Origin of the sequence: Streptomyces sp. NPDC093109, from assembly GCF_040701725.1 — a bacterium.
Taxonomy (GTDB): domain Bacteria; phylum Actinomycetota; class Actinomycetes; order Streptomycetales; family Streptomycetaceae; genus Streptomyces.
The window spans coordinates 102,804-119,544 of the sequence record NZ_JBFBEZ010000010.1 but is presented as its reverse complement, the minus strand read 5'-3'; the positions used below and the strand labels follow the sequence as shown (position 1 = coordinate 119,544).

At 72.8% G+C, this 16,741-nt stretch carries 18 protein-coding genes; 10 read left to right on the top strand and 8 right to left on the bottom strand.

The genetic code is table 11. The annotated features are described in order from the left end of the window. Nucleotides 1–110: 110 nt before the first annotated feature. Nucleotides 111–647, top strand: a complete 537-nt coding sequence (locus tag AB0389_RS12765; RefSeq protein WP_366395438.1) for a GNAT family N-acetyltransferase — start codon at nt 111–113, stop codon at nt 645–647. Here AB0389_RS12765 and AB0389_RS12760 read toward each other — a convergent pair. Further along, nucleotides 628–846: a hypothetical protein gene (locus AB0389_RS12760; protein ID WP_366395380.1), complete on the bottom strand. Its 219-nt coding sequence runs from the start codon at nt 844–846 to the stop codon at nt 628–630. The genes AB0389_RS12765 and AB0389_RS12760 overlap by 20 nt on opposite strands. A gap of 201 nt (nt 847–1,047) precedes the next feature. Between AB0389_RS12760 and AB0389_RS12755 the strand changes: the two genes are divergently transcribed. The 3 genes from AB0389_RS12755 to AB0389_RS12745 all read left to right on the top strand — a co-directional run bounded on the left by AB0389_RS12755 (nt 1,048) and on the right by AB0389_RS12745 (nt 4,708). Continuing rightward, nucleotides 1,048–2,274 carry an aromatic acid exporter family protein gene (locus AB0389_RS12755; RefSeq protein WP_366395379.1) on the top strand — a complete coding sequence of 409 codons (1,227 nt, stop codon included), beginning with the start codon at nt 1,048–1,050 and terminating at the stop codon, nt 2,272–2,274. A gap of 431 nt (nt 2,275–2,705) precedes the next feature. Then, the gene (locus AB0389_RS12750; RefSeq protein WP_366395378.1) at nt 2,706–3,401 is read left to right on the top strand and encodes an LAETG motif-containing sortase-dependent surface protein; all 696 of its coding nucleotides are present in this window, start codon (nt 2,706–2,708) and stop codon (nt 3,399–3,401) included. A gap of 242 nt (nt 3,402–3,643) precedes the next feature. Next, complete coding sequence (locus tag AB0389_RS12745) at nt 3,644–4,708, top strand: PHP domain-containing protein (RefSeq protein WP_366395377.1); 1,065 nt, start codon at nt 3,644–3,646, stop codon at nt 4,706–4,708. Between the two features lie 21 nt (nt 4,709–4,729). On the opposite strand, the gene AB0389_RS12740 is transcribed toward AB0389_RS12745, so the two are convergent. Next, nucleotides 4,730–5,467 (bottom strand): SRPBCC domain-containing protein, encoded by a 738-nt coding sequence (locus AB0389_RS12740; protein ID WP_366395376.1) that lies wholly within the window; start codon nt 5,465–5,467, stop codon nt 4,730–4,732. Further along, nucleotides 5,464–6,144 carry a winged helix-turn-helix domain-containing protein gene (locus AB0389_RS12735; protein WP_366395375.1) on the bottom strand — a complete coding sequence of 227 codons (681 nt, stop codon included), beginning with the start codon at nt 6,142–6,144 and terminating at the stop codon, nt 5,464–5,466. The genes AB0389_RS12740 and AB0389_RS12735 overlap by 4 nt, the downstream gene beginning before the upstream one ends. A 342-nt stretch (nt 6,145–6,486) precedes the next feature. On the opposite strand from AB0389_RS12735, the gene AB0389_RS12730 reads away from it, so the two are divergent. Further along, the gene (locus AB0389_RS12730; protein ID WP_366395374.1) at nt 6,487–7,353 is read left to right on the top strand and encodes a PRC and DUF2382 domain-containing protein; all 867 of its coding nucleotides are present in this window, start codon (nt 6,487–6,489) and stop codon (nt 7,351–7,353) included. Nucleotides 7,354–7,475: 122 nt separating this feature from the next. Here AB0389_RS12730 and AB0389_RS12725 read toward each other — a convergent pair whose 3' ends face one another. Continuing rightward, nucleotides 7,476–8,120 (bottom strand): hypothetical protein, encoded by a 645-nt coding sequence (locus tag AB0389_RS12725; RefSeq protein ID WP_366395373.1) that lies wholly within the window; start codon nt 8,118–8,120, stop codon nt 7,476–7,478. 390 nt (nt 8,121–8,510) lie between these two features. Here AB0389_RS12725 and AB0389_RS12720 point away from each other — a divergent pair, with 390 nt between their 5' ends. Next, nucleotides 8,511–9,104, top strand: coding sequence for a TMEM165/GDT1 family protein (locus AB0389_RS12720; RefSeq protein WP_366395372.1), 594 nt, complete (start codon nt 8,511–8,513; stop codon nt 9,102–9,104). 85 nt (nt 9,105–9,189) lie between these two features. Here the strand turns inward: AB0389_RS12720 and AB0389_RS12715 are convergent, their stop codons facing one another. Beyond that, a complete protein-coding gene (locus AB0389_RS12715; protein WP_366395371.1) occupies nt 9,190–10,257 on the bottom strand; it encodes an iron-siderophore ABC transporter substrate-binding protein in 1,068 nt (355 codons plus the stop codon). Nucleotides 10,258–10,312: 55 nt separating this feature from the next. On the opposite strand from AB0389_RS12715, the gene AB0389_RS12710 reads away from it, so the two are divergent. The 4 genes from AB0389_RS12710 to AB0389_RS12695 all read left to right on the top strand — a co-directional run bounded on the left by AB0389_RS12710 (nt 10,313) and on the right by AB0389_RS12695 (nt 13,689). Next, the gene (locus AB0389_RS12710) at nt 10,313–11,353 is read left to right on the top strand and encodes an iron chelate uptake ABC transporter family permease subunit (RefSeq protein WP_366395370.1); all 1,041 of its coding nucleotides are present in this window, start codon (nt 10,313–10,315) and stop codon (nt 11,351–11,353) included. Next, nucleotides 11,350–12,405 (top strand): iron chelate uptake ABC transporter family permease subunit, encoded by a 1,056-nt coding sequence (locus tag AB0389_RS12705; RefSeq protein WP_366395369.1) that lies wholly within the window; start codon nt 11,350–11,352, stop codon nt 12,403–12,405. The genes AB0389_RS12710 and AB0389_RS12705 overlap by 4 nt, the downstream gene beginning before the upstream one ends. 106 nt (nt 12,406–12,511) lie before the next feature. Continuing rightward, the gene (locus tag AB0389_RS12700) at nt 12,512–12,928 is read left to right on the top strand and encodes a DUF6153 family protein (RefSeq protein ID WP_366395368.1); all 417 of its coding nucleotides are present in this window, start codon (nt 12,512–12,514) and stop codon (nt 12,926–12,928) included. Between the two features lie 110 nt (nt 12,929–13,038). Beyond that, nucleotides 13,039–13,689 (top strand): DUF305 domain-containing protein, encoded by a 651-nt coding sequence (locus tag AB0389_RS12695; protein WP_366395367.1) that lies wholly within the window; start codon nt 13,039–13,041, stop codon nt 13,687–13,689. A 10-nt stretch (nt 13,690–13,699) separates the two neighbouring features. Here AB0389_RS12695 and AB0389_RS12690 read toward each other — a convergent pair whose 3' ends face one another. Genes AB0389_RS12690 through AB0389_RS12680 form a run of 3 tightly spaced genes read right to left on the bottom strand, consistent with a single transcriptional unit; the run spans nt 13,700 to nt 16,619 of the window. After that, nucleotides 13,700–14,428, bottom strand: a complete 729-nt coding sequence (locus tag AB0389_RS12690; protein ID WP_366395366.1) for a hypothetical protein — start codon at nt 14,426–14,428, stop codon at nt 13,700–13,702. Next, nucleotides 14,425–15,939, bottom strand: coding sequence for an ATP-binding protein (locus tag AB0389_RS12685; protein WP_366395365.1), 1,515 nt, complete (start codon nt 15,937–15,939; stop codon nt 14,425–14,427). Before AB0389_RS12685 ends, AB0389_RS12690 begins: the two co-directional genes overlap by 4 nt. Then, nucleotides 15,936–16,619 (bottom strand): response regulator transcription factor, encoded by a 684-nt coding sequence (locus AB0389_RS12680; RefSeq protein WP_366395364.1) that lies wholly within the window; start codon nt 16,617–16,619, stop codon nt 15,936–15,938. Before AB0389_RS12680 ends, AB0389_RS12685 begins: the two co-directional genes overlap by 4 nt. Nucleotides 16,620–16,741 lie beyond the last annotated feature (122 nt).

Below are 16,741 nucleotides of genomic sequence, written 5' to 3'. Positions count from 1 at the left end.
CGGACGGACTTTGACGCGATGTTGACGGCCGCCGGTACCGACGGCACGGTGACGGCCGCGTGTGACCGCGGTGGCGGCGGGGAACGGCGGGTGTGATACGTCTGCGTGTCATGGAGGATCTGGTGACGGCACGGCTCGTACTGCATCCGCTGAGCGTCCTGGAAGCCGAGCGGGTGGCCGCCGGGGAACCGGCACCCGGCGACCGGTGGGCGGCCGGCTATCCCACCGACGGCGACATGGTGGGGGCCGGACGCTATCTGACCACCTGTTCGATCACCGGCGACCCCCAGCCGTTCGGCCCGTACGAGATCCGCCGCCGCTCGGACGGCCTGGCGATCGGCGGTGTCGCCTTCCACGGCGCCCCGGACGACGACCTGAGCGTGACGATCGGCTACGGCCTGGTCCCGTCGGCGTACGGCAGGGGGTTCGCCTCCGAGTCGCTGCGCCGGCTGCTGCGCTTCGCGCGCGAGCGCGGCGTCCTCCGCGTCCGGGGCGACACCGACCACGGCAACACCGCTTCACAGCGGGTGATGACGGCGGTGGGCATGCGGCTGGTCGCGGAGGACGAGCGGCTCAAGTACTACAGCGTCGTCTGGGACGACGGCGGCGCTCAGGAGGGCGCCGGAACTATCCCCGGCGCTGGATAGGCGTACGGCGGCGGGCCGGGGGCCGGTCGAAGAGGCTCTCCATGGTGGGTTCCTCGTCTTCCTCGCCGTCCTGGAGCGGCGGCAGTTCGACGGTGTAGCGGGGCTCCAGGAAGATGTCGTGGTGCTGCGGACGCGCCGGGGGCGCGGCCGTCGTGCTCGTTGCCCGCGGCGGATCCTGGCGGGACGATGAAGAAGGCATGCACAACCGTTCGGTGAGTCGAGCGGTCGCGCGGCCCAATGCCGATCGACCCGCTGGGAAGGTGTCTACCTCATCCTTCCCCGTACCGCACAACCACCGGTCCGCGCCGTGGCGCCGGGCGCCGTCCCATCGGATCCGCCACACGGCTCCATCGGAGCGGCCGACGGGTCCTTTCCCGCTCCGGGCGGGAAGGGTGAGGGCGTGTCCGATGCCCGGAAGTCACTGAGAGCGCCGGCGGCGGAGCTGCTGCGCCGCTGCCGGGAACCCGGCGTCGCGCAGGCGCTGCGGTCGACCGCCGCCGCGACCCTCGCCTACGTGGCGGCCCGCTACCTGAGCAGCGAGGCCGCGCCGCTCACCGCTCCCCTGACGGCGCTGCTGGTGGTCCAGGTGACGCTCTACTCCACCCTGACCACCGGGATCCGCCGGGTGAACGCGGTGGTCGCCGGGGTGCTGGTGGCCAGCGGCTTCAGTGTGCTGGTGGGGCTGACCTGGTGGAGTCTGGGGCTGATCATCCTGGCGTCGCTGGTGGTCGGACGGCTTGTCCGGGCGGGCGAGTTCGTGCCCGAGGTCGCGATCAGCGCCATGCTCGTACTCGGGGTGACCCGGGTGGCCTCGACGGCGTGGGACCGGGTGCTGGAGACGCTGATCGGCGCGGTGGTGGGGCTGCTGTTCAACTTCCTGTTCGCGCCGCCCGTCTGGGTCAGGACGGCGGGCGAGTCGATCGAGGATCTCGCGCGGCGGATGCGTCAGCTGCTGCTGCGGATCGGGGAGGGGCTGACCGCTCCGGTCCCGGTCGAACGCGCCGCGCTGCGGCTGCACGAGGCCCGGCGGCTCGACGACGCCGTCGGCGAGGTGGACGGGGCGCTGCGGCAGGCGGAGGACAGTGTCCGGCTCAATCCGCGGGTGAAGGAGGGGGTGTTGCACCGTGTGGTGCTGCGCACGGGGCTCGACACACTGGAGATCTGCACGGTGGTGCTGCGGGTGCTGGCCAGGACACTCACCGATCTGGCGAAGGAACGGACCGACGAGCCGCTGTTCACCCCCGAGGTGGGGGCGGCGCTGGAGGATCTGCTCTCCCGGGTCGCGGACGCGGTGGTGAGCTTCGCCGTCCTGGTGACGACGGAGGCGAGCGCGAGCGCCGAGACGGCGGAGGCGCGGCTCGCGGGCGATCTGGCGGCGGCGCGCACGAGCAGGGAGCGGCTGGCACCGCTGCTGCTGGCGGGCGTACGGCGCCATCCCCGGCAGTGGCAGCTGCACGGGGCGGTGCTGACGGAGATCGACCGGATCCTCGACGAGCTGGCCATGGAGCACCGGTCGCGGCGGCTGATGGAGGAGCTGGACCGTGCCGCGCGGGAGCAGCGCGAGCGCTATCAGCGGCCGGCGGCGGTACGGCGGTGGGCCCGGCGGTCGCTGCGGCGACACCGATAGGCGCCGCGGGCCGGGACCGCCGGCAGGGATTGCCGGCAGGGGCTGCCGGATATTTCGCCGCGCCGATGCGGAAAGCCCGCTTTCATCGACAACAAGACATCAGTGGGCGATTATTGACGGAATTTTTACCCCTGATGTGGGAGGGGAACGCATGAACAATCGGCGAAGCAAGCGCTCATCCCGCCGGAAGCGGCCCGCCGAGGGGTGTCAGCTGGGACGATCGCGCGGGCGGGGCACCGACCTGAGGTGATCATGGTGCGGCTTTCGCCCCCTTCGCACGGTGCGGGAGGGGGCGAATGGAGCCCTCCCGGGCTCAGGAGGCGTGCGAAAAGGGAGAGTTGGGTGGGGCGCCCGAAGGGGCCCCGCGCCGTTGGCGGTACTGTGCGCGCGCGCCGTCAATCCTGGGCGGCGCGGTTATCCCGGAGGAATTTGTGACTCTATTCAAAAGATCGTGGCAGCGCCCCGGCGCGCTCATAACGGTCGTGGCGGCGAGCGCGCTCGGCGTCGGTCTCACGGCAGCCCCGGCTATCGCGCACACCCCCACCTGGGAGGTGTCCTGCGACCAGGTCAGCCTGAGCCTGACGGCCTACGGCAACAGTGACAAGAACACCGTCACCGTCACGGTGGACGGCAAGGATCTGCTGCCGGCCGAGAGCTTCAGGAACAACTTCAAGAACACGCTCGACCTTCCCGACCACAGCAGCGAGCTGACGGTCCGCCTCGTCGTGGACGCGGCCGACGGCGAGCGGTTCGACAAGGACGAGACCAAGACCGCGCCCGTCTGCCCCGGAAAGGAGGAGCCGACTCCGAGCCCGTCGGAGACCCCGCCCACCGAGGAGCCGAGCAAGGAGCCGAGCGCGACTCCCAGCGAGGCGACTCCCTCGGAGGAGCCCCCCACCGAGGAGCCCACGACCGAGGCCCCCGAGTCGGCGACCCCGTCGGCCGACGCGAGCACCTCGCCGGCCGCCGAGCCGTCGACGGCCCCGAGCCCCAACGGTGGCGGTGACCTGGCCGAGACCGGTTCGTCCAGCGCCACGCCGCTGATCGCCGGTGCCGCCGGTGTCGTTCTCGTCGCCGGTGCGGGCATCATGTGGGCCGCGCGCAAGCGTCGCTCCGCCCAGGGCTGACCGACCGTTCGACGCGGTACGCGATATCCGTTCGACGCACCACCCGCCGCCACGACGGGACCGCCGCACCCCACGCGGTGACGCATCCGGTCGCAGGCGGCACTTCGAGCAGTGTGAGGCCCCGCGGCGACCGCCCGCGGGGCCTCACCCCTCCGCGGCCGTACCCCGGCGAGATGCACGGCGTCCCGGGGGCACGGACAATGAGGGGGTCCGCAAGCCGCCGAGCCGTGCTGGGGGCGTCCATGGATCCGCTGGAGGCGCTCGACAGGATCGCCTTCCTGCTGGAGCGCTCGCGCGCCGAGACCTACCGGGTACGGGCGTTCCGTACCGCCGCCGAGGTGGTGGCGGACCTGCCCGCCGACGAGGTCGTCCGGCGCGCCGGGGACGGGACCCTCGGCCGGGTGCGCGGTATCGGCCCGAAGACCTCGCAGGTGGTGGAGGCGGTCGTCGCGGGCGACGTACCGGAGTATCTGGCGCGGCTGGAGCGGGAGGCCGCGGCGCCGCTCGCCGAGGGCGGAGAGGCCCTGCGCGCCGCGCTGCGCGGCGACTGCCATCTGCACTCGGACTGGTCGGACGGCGGCAGCTCCATCGAGGCGATGGGACGCGCGGCGGCCTCGGTCGGCCACGCGTGGGCGGTGCTCACCGACCACTCCCCCACGCTCACGGTGGCGCGCGGTCTGACGGCCGGGCGGCTGCGCGAACAGCTCGACGTGATCGCCGCCCTCAACGCGCGTTGGGCGCCGTTCCGGCTGCTGACCGGCATCGAGTGCGACATCCTGCCGGACGGCTCGCTGGACCAGGATCCCGAGCTGCTTGACCGGCTGGATCTGGTGGTGGCGTCCGTCCACTCGAAGCTGCGGATGGACGCGGCGCCGATGACCCGGCGGATGGTCGCCGCGGTACGCGATCCCCGCACCGATGTGCTCGGGCACTGCACCGGGCGGATGGTGATGGCGCGTCAGGACCCGGGGCGCGGCCGGCGGCGCGGCGGGGGCGACGGCCTGCGGCCCGAGTCGGCGTTCGACGCGGCGGCGGTCTTCGCCGCCTGCGCCGAGTCCGGTACGGCCGTGGAGATCAACAGCAGGCCCGAGCGGCTCGATCCGCCGCGCCGGCTGCTGCGCGAGGCGGTCGCCGCCGGGGTGTTCTTCGCGATCGACACGGACGCCCACGCGCCAGGCCAGCTCGACTGGCAGATCATCGGCTGCGCGCGGGCCGAGGAGTGCGGCGTACCGGCCGGCCGTGTCATCAACACGTGGCGCGCCGTGGAGCTGCTGGAGTGGACCCGGACCCGGCGGCCACCTGCATAGCGGGCGCCGGGTCCGGGCGGGTTACGCGAAGATCCGGTCGAGCCGGTCGCGCCACGCCGCCTCGGTGAGCCGGGCATCGGCGCCGGGGGTGAAGTCGTGCACACTGACGCCGACCGGGGCGCCGAAGTGGTTCCGGCCGAAGAGCCGGTACATCGCGGTGCCGGTGCGCAGTCCGGCGAAGTACGGGCGGCGGTAGTCGACGACGGCGTCGACCGGGCCCACGCCGGGCAGGTCGACCCGTACCGTACTGCCCTCGGCGGCTCCGTCCGGCAGTCCGAGTCCCCGGGTCAGGGTCTCGAACGCGGTGGCGGCCCGGGATGCCTCGGGGCCGTCCGTACCGGCGAACACCGGGGTGCGGCCGGGGAAGTGGCGCAGGTACTCGCGCAGGGTGTGCAGATAGAAGTCGGTGTGCTGGTCGGCGCCGTCGTACTGGTTCTCCCAGTCGTCGACGAAGATGCCGCTGTGTACGTACCGCACCCACGAGCCGCCGCCCTCGCGCGCCTCGATGACATGGTCGAGCTGGTTGAGGGTCTGCCGCGGGGTCCCGTCGCCCGTGTCGGGGCTCTCGACCCGGGCGGTCAGCCGGTGGGCCGGGTCCCAGGCGGTGATGGTGCCGCCGAACGGTGCCGCGCCGCCCTCGCGCGGCTCGTACTCCATGGGCCAGAGCCAGGCGCCGGTACCGGTGGTGATCGCGGCCCAGACCTCCTCGGGGCTCGCGTCGACCTCGAACTCGCGGACGATCTCGAATTCCTTGCTCATGACGGCTCCTTGTCCGGGGCGGCGCCCACCTCTGCGGGTGCGGTGGCTGTGGTGTGTTCGGTGTGTTCGGTGTGTTCGGTGTGTTCGGTGTGTTCGGGTTTCACGGTGGGGTGGAGGGCCACGACGATCCGGTGGTCCCGGCCATCCTCGGCCTCCGCCGTGTGATATTTCGCGATCAGCGCGCCGACGCCACGGGTCAGTTCCTCGACGAACGCGGCCCGGTCGGCCGCGGAGGCGAAGCGCACCTCGCCGTCGAGCGCGTAGGTCGCCAGACGTTTGCGCGCCTTCGTCGAGCCGGTGATCAGGGAGCCCGTGTCCCGTACCAGCCGGGCCGCGACCGCGAGCAGCCAGCGCGCGGAGAGCTGGTCGCGGAACCGGGCGGGGTCCGGCTGTACGGCGGCGAGGGCGAGCGGCGAGATGACGTACGAGGCCGCGGTGGCCCGCATCATCCGCTCGTTCACATTGCCGCGCCGGCGCTCCCCGTCCAGCTCGACCAGGCCGTGCCGCTCCAGCGCCTTGAGGTGGTAGTTCACCTTCTGCCGGGGCAGTCCGACCCGCCCGGCCAGCATGGTCGCCGAAGCGGGCCCGCCGGCCAGCTCCGCCAGCAGCCGGGCCCGTACGGGGTCCAGCGAGGCGGCCGCCGCCGCCGCGTCCTCGATCACTGTCACATCAAGCATGGCTCCACCCTCCCACCGACAACTATTTTTGTCCAGGAGATTTTAGCCGCCGGCCAGGTCGGCCACCGCGAGGGAAATCCCGAGGGGCCACCGCGCCCGGCGCGGAGGAGCGCGTGGCGTCGGCGGCGCGCCGCGCGTTCACTCGAATGGCGGATAGCCGCATGGTGGCGGCAACCGCCCCGAGCACCGGTGGAGCGGGCGTCGTGGCGCCCTCGCGGCGGTACGGGCGGACTTTCCCGGTTGCCGCGGCCGTCGTCCGGATGCGCGATGGAGTCGTGCGCGCCTGACCGTGAGGGGCCTGATCCCACAGACGCGCTTCCCCCACGCGAGGAGTGATCGCTGATGTCAGCCGAAGGCGTGTTCGACAACCCCAGCAGTCTGAACGGCAGGAGCATGTACGACCAGGACGGCGACAAGATCGGCACCGTCGGGCAGGTCTACGTAGGCGACCGCAGTGGCCGCCCGGAGTGGGTCACCGTCAAGACCGGCCTGTTCGGCATGAAGGAGAGCCTCGTGCCGCTCACCGGCGCCCGCCGCGCCGGCGAGGACATCCACGTCCCGTACGCCAAGGAGACCGTCAAGGAGGCACCGCGCCTGGACGCGGACGAGCATCTCGACCCGGGCCAGGAGAAGCAGCTCTACCGGCACTACGGGCTGACCGCGGCCGGCGGCATCGGTACGGCCGCCGCGGGGACCCGTACCGGCATGGCGGCCGACACGGGCATGTCCACCGGACGCGCCACCACCCCGGCACCCACGGGGCGGCCCATGGCCGGGGTGCGCGGCTCCATGCAGGAGGGCAAGGACCTGCACACCGACGAACTCATCAGGTCCGAGGAGCAGCTGCACGTCACCGCGGAGGAGCGCGAGGTCGGCCACGCCCGGCTGCGCAAGGTCGTCGTGACGGAGAACGTGACCACGACGGTTCCGCTCAGCCACGAGGAGGTGCGCGTCGTCCACGAGGCGATTCCGCCCGAGGAGCGGGGCCGGCTCCGCGGCTCCCGTATCGGTGAGGCGCAGACCGAGGTGACGCTCCACGCCGATCAGCCGATCATCAGCAAGGAGTCGATCCCGGTCGAGCGCGTCCGTATGGAGACGGAGCGCGTGACCGAGCAGCGCGAGGTCTCCGCGGAGGTCCGCAAGGAACAGATCGAGTACGACACCGATCAGGAGGACAAGGGCAACCGCGGCAGGCGCGGCGGCCGGTAACCGTCCCGGACGTACACGCCCCCGCCCCCGCACACCGCGTGTGTGCGGGGGCGGGGGCGTGTGTGCCGGCGGGCGGCTCGGGCGGACGACGGCGACGACGTGGGTCCGTCAGCGGCTCGCGGTCAGTAGCTCGCGCTGGGGCTGGGCGTGACACCGGCGCTCATGCCCGGGCTGGCCGTGTGGCTCGGGGTGTGGCTCGGCGTGTGGGTGGGGCTGGGCGGCGGGGTGGTGACCGCCTTGCCCTTGACGTCGACGACGTACCACTTGCCGCCGAACTCGTTCTTGCCCTGGCCGTGGGCCTCACCGGGGTGGTGGTCGCCCTGGTACGTGTAGAGGGGGTGGCCGTCGTAGGTGACCTGCTTGGCGCCGTTGGCGCGGGTGGTCGTACCGAGCAGCTTCGCCTTGACCCCGCCGGTGCCGGCCTCCGGCTTGTTCTTGACGATCAGCGGGCGCCAGGTCTTCTCGCAGGATCCCGTGCAGCTGGACTTGTCCGCCTTGTCCGCCTCGAAGAGGTAGAGCGTCCGGTCCTTGTGGTTGACCAGAACGTCCCCGTACGCCCCGACGGGCTTCGCCGACACCATCCCGTGGTTGGCCGCGGGTGACGACATGCCCATGGACGGGGGCATCGAGGCGGTCGCGGAGGCCGCCGCGTAGTCGGCGGGCACCTCGGCCTTCGTCCCGCTCCCGCTCTCGGAGCAGCCGGCGGCACCGGCCGCGCACAGTGCCGCCGCGGCCAGCGCGGAGACGGTCCTGGTGGTGATCCTCATTGATGACTCCTCAGATCAGAGCCGCCCCACGGGCAGCACGGCGCCCGCCCGATCGCGGCCACAGCACTCACTAGAGGACAGCCGCCGCCGGGGGGCCACCGGAGGGGGCCGTCCGATGGAAGCGGCCGGGCCCGGGGGCTCCGTACGGGTGAGGTAGCGTGGTACCCAGCGAAGGGGAGTAGCCCCGCGAACCGGTCGTCGACACACTGGAGCCCCCGGGCTCCCGGTGGCCGGGCCCGTCCTGCCGGACGGGCGGGCGAGACCTTCGGTCAGGCATTGACGTACCCGCTTCCCGCGGGCGCGCCGTCGTGCCGGGCCGAGTGGTCCTCCTTGCTCCTGACGGTGCTTCGCGAAGATCCGGGTCCGGCCCTGAAGAGAGAGCCACCCGTAATGAGTCTCGACCCCCTGGCGATCCTCACCGCCTTCGGGCTGATCTTCCTGGCAGAGCTGCCGGACAAGACCATGTTCGCGTCCCTCGCCATGGGAACGCGTATGCGCCCGCTGTACGTCTGGTTCGGCACCTCGACCGCGTTCCTCGTCCATGTCGCCATCGCCATCGGCGCGGGCCACCTCATCGGTCTGCTGCCCGGCTGGTCCGTCAAGCTCGTCTCCGCGCTGCTCTTCGCCTTCGGCGCCTTCATGCTGCTGCGCGGCGGCGGGGGCAACGAGGAGGAGGGGGAGGACGCGGCGGGAAGCCGGACCGTGACCGGGTTCTGGCCCGTCTACTCGACCGCGTTCATGGCCGTGTTCATCAGCGAGTGGGGCGATCTGACCCAGATCACCACCGCCAATCTCGCCGCGAGCAACGGCACCTGGTCCACCGCCATCGGCTCGGCGGCGGCGCTGATGTCCGTCTCGGCGCTGGCGCTGCTCGCGGGCCGGTTCATCGCGACCCGTGTCCCGCTCAAGACCGTCCAGCGCGTCGGCGGGCTCTGCATGCTCGGTCTTGCCGTCTGGTCGGTCGTGGAGATCTTCGTGGGCTGACCCGGGCGGCTGTACGCGCGTGGCCCCCGTACCGGTGCGGTACGGGGGCCACGCGCGTACGCCGCGCTCTCCGGCGGGGGCGGGGTCAGCTGTTCGGGGTCAGGTGCTTCTTGAGTACGGCGAGGACGTCACGGGCGGCCGTCGGCCCGGTGTTGAGGTAGAAGACGTCGTCGTCGACCGGGATCGCGGTCTTGCCCGCGACGGCCGAGAGCGTGGGCCACAGCGGCGCCTTGGTGAGGGCCGTGACCTTGGTGTCGGCGCCCTGCACCCCGTAGAAGATCCAGTCGGCGTCGGCCCGGTCCAGCTGCTCGTTGCTGATGTCCTCGGAAGTGTCGTCGAACTGCTGGCTCTTGGGCCGGCCGAGTCCGGCGTCCTCGGCGATGCTGCCGGTGAACGAGGGCACACCGAAGACGCGCAGCCGGTCGGCGTTGAGCCGCAGGAAGGAGACGGTGACGGGCTTGTCGAGCTTCGCCCCCCACTGAGCGGCGTCGGTGTGGAAGTCGTCGAGGATCTTCTGGGCCTGTTCGGTCTTCCCCAGGGCGTCGGCGACGAGCAGGAAGTCCTGCTTCCAGTAGAGGCCGGTGCCCTGGGTGGCGACGGTGGGCGCGACGGCGCTGAGCGCGGTGTAGAGCTTCTTGGCGTCCTTGCCCGCGATGTTCATCAGGATGAGGTCGGGCTTGATGTTGGCGATGGCCTCGATGTCCGGGGCCACCCGGGAGCCCACGTCGGCGACCTTGTCCAGCTTCGCCGCGTCCTTCGGGTAATCGTCCTTCAGATACCGCGGGACGAGGTCGGCGCCGTCGCCGCGGGTCGAGCCGGCCGGGACCGTACCGAGGGTGAGCAGCGCGTCGGCCTGGCCTGTGGAGATCACCACGACCTTCTCGGGCGCGGCCTTCATGACCGTCTTGCCTTCGAAGTGGCTGACCGTACGCGGGAATTCGCCGTCCGGTTTGCCGCTGCCCATGCCCTTGGGCACAGTGCGGGGCGCGGTGTGGGTGACCGGCGTCGCGGTGCCGGCGGAGGCGGTCGCGGAGGCCGACGGATCGGCGGCGGTGCCGGACGAGCCGGCCGAACAGCCGGTGAGCAGCAGGGCGCCGACGACGGCGAGGCCACTGGCGAGGCGGGGGAAGGGGAGGTCACTGAAGCGGTACACGATCGCTTAGCTTAGGCTCTCCTAAGTGTTGATGAGTAGGTATGCGGATCATGGGATGGATCACACAACCGGAGGGGGCGATTCCAGAAAGCGGATCGCCGGTCACGGGGTGCGCGGCGCCGCGCTGCTGGGCGCTCTTGCCCTGGTCTTCCTGCTGGTCCTGGTGAGTCTGGCCGTCGGCGCGCGGAGCGTTCCGCTGGAGACGGTGTGGCGGGTGCTGTGGCACGACGACGGGAGCCCTGAGGCCATCATCGTGTGGCGGCTGCGGATGCCACGGACCGTCCTCGCCGTCGCGATCGGTGCCGCGCTGGCTCTCGCCGGTGTCGTGATGCAGGCCATCACCCGTAACCCGCTGGCCGAGCCGGGGATCATCGGGGTCAACTCCGGTGCCTCGTTCGCGGTGGTCCTCGCGATCGCCGCGTTCCGTGTCACCAGCGTGTCGGGGTACATCTGGTTCGCCTTCGCGGGGGCCGTGCTGGCCGCGCTGCTCGTCCACTCGCTGACCGCCGGCGCCACCCGGGGAAGTCACCGCACCCGGCTCGTACTGGCGGGGGCGGCGCTGTCGGCGAGTCTGGGGGCGGGCACCGGCATCGTCACGATGTTCGACACCACGGCCTTCGACTCGTACCGATTCTGGGTGGTGGGATCGCTGGAGAACCGCGGCTCCGAGGCGCTCACCGCGGCCCTGCCGTTCATCGCCGCCGGCGCGGTGATCGCGCTGGCGCTCGGTCCCGCGCTCAACGCGCTGGCGCTGGGGGACGAGACGGGCGCGGCGCTCGGGCTGAGGGTGCCGTGGGTGCGCGCGGCCGGGTTCCTCGCCATCATGCTGCTGTGCGGCGCCTCGACGGCCGCCGCCGGGCCGATCGCCTTCGTGGGCCTGGTCGTTCCGCACGTACTGCGGCTGCTGCTCGGTCCCGACCTGCGGCGGCTGCTGGTCTTCGCGGTACCCGGCGGGGCGATCCTGGTGCTGCTCAGCGATATCGCGGGCCGGGTGATCGCCCGGCCGGGCGAGATGGAGGTCGGCATCGTCACGGCGTTCGTCGGGGCGCCCGTGCTGCTCTGGCTGGTCGTCGGACGACGGGAGGCCACGGCATGAGCCGCGCCGCACATCACGGGACGCGGGTGGCGCGGCTGCCCGGCGGTGTCACCCTGCGCTACTCGGGCCGGACGGCCGCGGTGACGGTCCTTCTGCTGCTGGGCTGCGCGGCGGTGTGGACGCTCACGCTGTTCACCGGTACGTACCGGATCGACGCGGCGGGCATCGCCGATGTGCTGTTCGGCGGGGGCGGGTCCGCGACCGACCGGTTCATCGTGCTCGATCAGCGGCTGCCGCGGGTCTGCGGCGCGCTGCTCGTGGGCGCGGCCCTCGGGCTGTCCGGCGCGCTGTTCCAGAGCCTGTCGCGCAATCCGCTGGGCAGCCCCGACGTCATCGGGTTCACCACCGGCTCCACCAGCGGCGCGCTCGTCGTCATCCTGGCCGGCGGCCCGGCGGCCGGTGTGGGCGTCGGTACGGGCGCGGTGATCGGCGGGCTGGTCACCGCGGTGGTGGTGTACGGGGTCACGGCGTCGCGCGGGGTCACCGGCAACCGGCTGGTCCTCGCGGGCATCGCCGTCGGCGCCATGCTCGCCTCCGTCAACGACTACCTGCTGACCCGGGCCGATCTGGAGTCCGCCGAGAACGCCAAGGCGTGGACCTTCGGCAGCCTCAACGCCGTCTCCTGGCCGCAGATCACCCCGCTGGCGCTCGCCCTGCCGCTGCTCGTCGCCGCGACGCTGGCCGTGGGCAGGCCGCTGCGGCTGATGGAGATGGGCGACGACACGGCGGGCGCGCTCGGCGTGAACATCGGACGCGTACGGGCGGCGGCCCTGCTGCTCGGTGTCGGCCTGGCCGGAACGGCCATCGCCGTCGCGGGCCCCATCGGCTTCCTCGCCCTGGCGGCCCCTCAGCTCGCCCGCCGGCTGACCCGCTCCCCCGGCGCCCCGGTCGGCTCGGCGATGGTCACGGGGGCGCTGCTCCTGGCGACGGCCGATCTGCTGGCGCAACGTCTCCTCGCCCCGTTCCAGATCCCGGTGGGGCTGGTGACGGGCGCGCTGGGCGGGCTGTATCTGCTGTGGCTGCTGTCGAGGGAGCGGAAGACGACGGGGTAGGGGTGCGTGACGGGGCGTCACCGGACCGTGCCCGTACGCGACGCGCGGTGGGCGGGCCGTCGGCCTCCTCCGCCGATCCGGGCGCGACGGTGTCTAGGATGCCCCCATGACGCGTCCGCCGCACCACCGGAGCCGGCCCCTCGGGGCGCGGGTCCTGCTGGTGCTGGCGGTGCTGGCCGGGCTGCTCGCGATGCACGGTCTGGCACCGGCGCCCGCCGCGGCGGCGCACCCGCCGGCCGCCATGGCCCCGATGGCCCCGATGGCGGCCGGCCACGCCCCAGTGGTCGACGACGCACCCCGGTGCGAGCGGCCCGAGCACCACGACGGCGGCCACTCGGAGCACGCCGATGCCGCCTGTGCGGCGGCCGGCACCGCCGGCGGGCCCGCGCCGTACGCCGCGCCCGCCCCTGACCGTACCGACGACACCGCGGGCCGGGCGGTCGCGTCCCTCCGGTTCCCCGGCGCCGCGCAGGGCGACCGGGCGTCTCCTTCACTGAGCCAACTCCAGCTGCTGCGCATATAGGCGCACCCCCACGACCGGCCCCGGCGGCACTTCACCGGGCGGCCTCCTTCGGCATGTCCGCCGCCGTACTTCCTCTCCACTTTCCCTCACGCAACAGGAGTCACTCCGTCATGACCTCGTACCCCATGACCCCGTACCGTTTCCCGGTCCGCCGGGCCGCCCTCGCCGCCGCGACGGCCGCCGCCGCGCTCGTCCTCACCGCCTGTGGCGGCGAGAGCGGCGGGTCCGCCGACCGGGCCGCCGCCACCGCGTCCGCGTCGGCCGACACGGTCACCCACAACGCGGCGGACGTGTCCTTCGCGCAGGGCATGATCCCGCACCACCGCCAGGCGGTGAAGATGGCCGCCGTCGCCGTCTCCCGGGCGTCCTCGGCGGAGGTGAAGTCGCTCGCGTCCGAGATCAAGAGGGCCCAGTCCCCCGAGATCAGGACGCTCTCCGGCTGGCTGACGGCCTGGGGCAAGCCCGCCCCGGCGAGGGACTCGGCCGGCCACGGCGCGGCGGGCCACTCCAACGGCTCGATGCCCGAGGCGATGCCGGAGGCGGTGGGCGGTGACGAGATGGCCACGCTGGAAGGCTCGTCCGGCAAGGAGTTCGACAGCGCGTTCCTCAAGCTGATGGTCGAGCACCACGAGGGCGCGCTCGCGATGGCCAAGACCGAACGCAGCGACGGCGCCAACCAGGCCGCCAAGGAGATGGCGGACGCCATCATCACCTCCCAGGCCGCCGAGATCACCCGGATGAAGGCGCTGCTGAACAAGTAGGCCGACGGATCTACCCGGCCGCCGGCTCGGCGCTCCCGAGTTCCGGCCCGGCGGTCGGACGCTCCGGGCCGTCGGTCGGTCGTTCCGCCCCGGCGGTCGGGAGCTCCGCCCCGGCGGTCGGGGACGCCGGTTCCGCGGTCGCGGGCGCCGGCCGGGCGCGCTCCGGTTCCGCGGGCGCCGTCACTACGGCCTCCGGGGCGCCGGGCCCTTCGGCGCACAGCTCCAGGCCGGGCCGCAGCAGGGACCGGGTCGTCCCGGTGACGAGAGTGACGGTGAGCGGGGCCGCGTCCTCGTCCTCGTCGGGGTTCGCCACGGTGTGGGCGTCGGCCACGGTGCAGGCGAGCTGGACGGCGGCCAGACCGTCGAGGGGCTTCGCAAACGGCAGCTCGACGGAGATCCCGTCGCCGCTCACCTCGGTGCGCGGCGCCTTTCCGCCTTCCGGAAGCGGCGGCAGCCGGGTCGTCAGGCCCGCCTGCCGCTCGCCCGCCGTCAGCTCCCGGAACACCAGCGCGACGGCCCCGGCCTCGTCCACGGGGGCGGCCTCGGCGGGCCGGAACACCGGGACCGGCCGTCCGTTCAGTACGAGATAGACGAAGGCCTCGGCCCGTACCCCCGTCGCCGGTTCACCGGCCTGTACGACCCCGGTCTCGGGGATCCGGCAGCCGGTGGTCAGGGCCAGCCCGGCGATCAGCAGCGCCGCCGCCCGCGCGGCGCGTCCGGGGTCCGTCCGGGGGGTCATACGAGGTCCTCCTCGACGGGGGCGCCGGTGGCCGTGTCCAGCGGGCCGAGCGGGATGTCCATGGTGAACACCGCGCCGCCCCCGGGGCGGTTCGCCGCCGTGAGGGTGCCGCCGTGCAGCCGGACGTTCTCCATGGCGATGGCCAGCCCGAGACCGCTGCCCTCGGTGCGGGTGCGCGCGGAGTCGGACTTGTAGAAGCGCTCGAAGACATGGGGCAGCACCTCCTCGGGGATGCCCGGGCCGTGGTCGGACACCTCGACCACGGCCCGCGCGGGCGGGCCCCCGGCCCGCTCCGGCGCCGCGTACAGCCGTACCCGTACGGGCGGGGCGCCGTGCCGGAGCGCGTTGGCGACGAGGTTGGCGACCACAACGTCGAGGCGGCGCGGATCGGCGAGGACGCGCAGCTCGCCGGGGGGCGGCAGCTCCGTCTCGACGGTGCCGGTCCAGCCCCGGGAGGCGAGCGTACGGCGGAGCGACTCGGCGAGATCGATCTCGTCCGGCCGGAGTTCGGCGGCGCCCGCGTCGAAGCGGGAGACCTCCATGAGGTCGTCGACCAGCCGGGCGAGCTTGCCGGTCTCCTGGCTGATCAGCCGGACGGCGGTCGCGGTGTCGGGGTCCAGGCCGCGCGCGTCCTCGTCGAGGACGTCGGTGACCGCGGCCATGGCGGCCAGCGGCGTGCGCAGCTCGTGGGAGACATCGGCGGCGAAGGCGCGGGCGCGGGCCTCCATGCGGCGCAGTTCGGCGACGGAACGGTCCAGCGCGGACGCGGTCTCGTTGAACGTCTGGGAGAGATCGGCGAGTTCGTCGGAGCCGTGGACGGTGAGCCGGGTGTCGAACCGGCCCTCGGCCATGCTGCCGGCGGCACGGCGCAGTTCCCGTACGGGCCGCAGCACCCCGCGCGCGGCCAGCAGCGCGAGGACGACGGCGAGGCCGAGGGCGGGCACGACGGCGCGCTGGACGGCCGTCACCAGCGCGTCGACATACGCCTGTTCGTTGCGCTGCGAGACGGCCAGGAAGACGACGAGGCCGGAGGCCCGCCGCGGTTCGCCCTCCGCCAGCGGGGCGTAGGTGATGGGCACCCCCATGACCAGCACGGAGCGGTTGCCGTTGGTGACCCGCTGGAAGACCGTGACGGGCCGGTCGGTCGCCGCCTGCCGGAGCCGCGGGGTGAGTTCGGTGAAGCTGTCCCCCTTGACCGAGGTCGCGCGCAGGTCCCCGTACGTGGCGAGTACGCGCCAGCCCTGGGAGCGGCCCGCGCGCGCCGCGTCGGCGGCGAAGCCGTCCAGCGTCGCCTGGTTCGGCGGGAGGGTGAACGCGGGCGCGAGGGTGTTGACATGGTCGCGGAACTGCGTGAGGACGGTGTCCTGGCTCTGCTGGAGCACTCCGTTGCGGGCCTCGCGGAACGTCAGCGCGCCGGTGGTCAGGGTGCCCGCCACCGCGACCAGGGTGAACGCGACGATCAGCCGCATCCGCAGTCCGCCCAGGCCGCGGATCGCCCGGGGGACTCTCATGCCGACCTGAACCGGTAGCCGAAGCCGCGCACGGTGAGGATGTAGAGCGGCCGGCCCGACGGCTCGGACATCTTCAGGCGCAGCCGTTTCACACAGGCGTCCACCAGCCGGATGTCCCCGTGGTAGCTGTGCTCCCAGACCGCTTCGAGGAGCTGCTGGCGGCTGAAGACCTGTCCGGGAGAGGCGGAGAGCGTCAGCAGCAGGCGCATCTCGGAGAGGGCGAGCGAGACGGGCTCACCGCGCAGGGTGATGTCCAGGCCGGCCCGGTCGATGGTCAGTTCGCCGTGTGTCTCGATCCTCGGGGTGCCGGTGTCGGGGGTGCCGATCCTGCGGAGCACCGCGCGGATCCGGGCTTCGAGGACCCTGGCCTGTACGGGCTTGACGACGTAGTCGTCCGCTCCCGCCTCCAGTCCTACGATGACGTCCACGTCGTCGCCGCGGGCGGTGGCCATGATGATCGGTATCTGGGAGCCGGTCCGGATCCGCCGGCAGACATCGAGACCGCTCATGCCCGGCAGCATCAGATCGAGGACCACGACGTCGGGCCGGAAGGACCACAGCCACTTCAGCCCTTCCTCGCCCGTCGCGACGGCGGCGACATCATGGCCCTGACGGCGCAGGGCCAGCTGCACACCCTCGCGTACGGCGGGATCGTCTTCGATGAGCAGGACACGTGGCATGCGGACAGTATCCGCAGCTCCCACGGGCCGGGTTCACCCGGGCGGCCCCTCGGAAGGAACTGTTACGCGACGATCATATTGATCGGCCGGATCCGACCGGCGGACCATTCCGTGACCTCTTC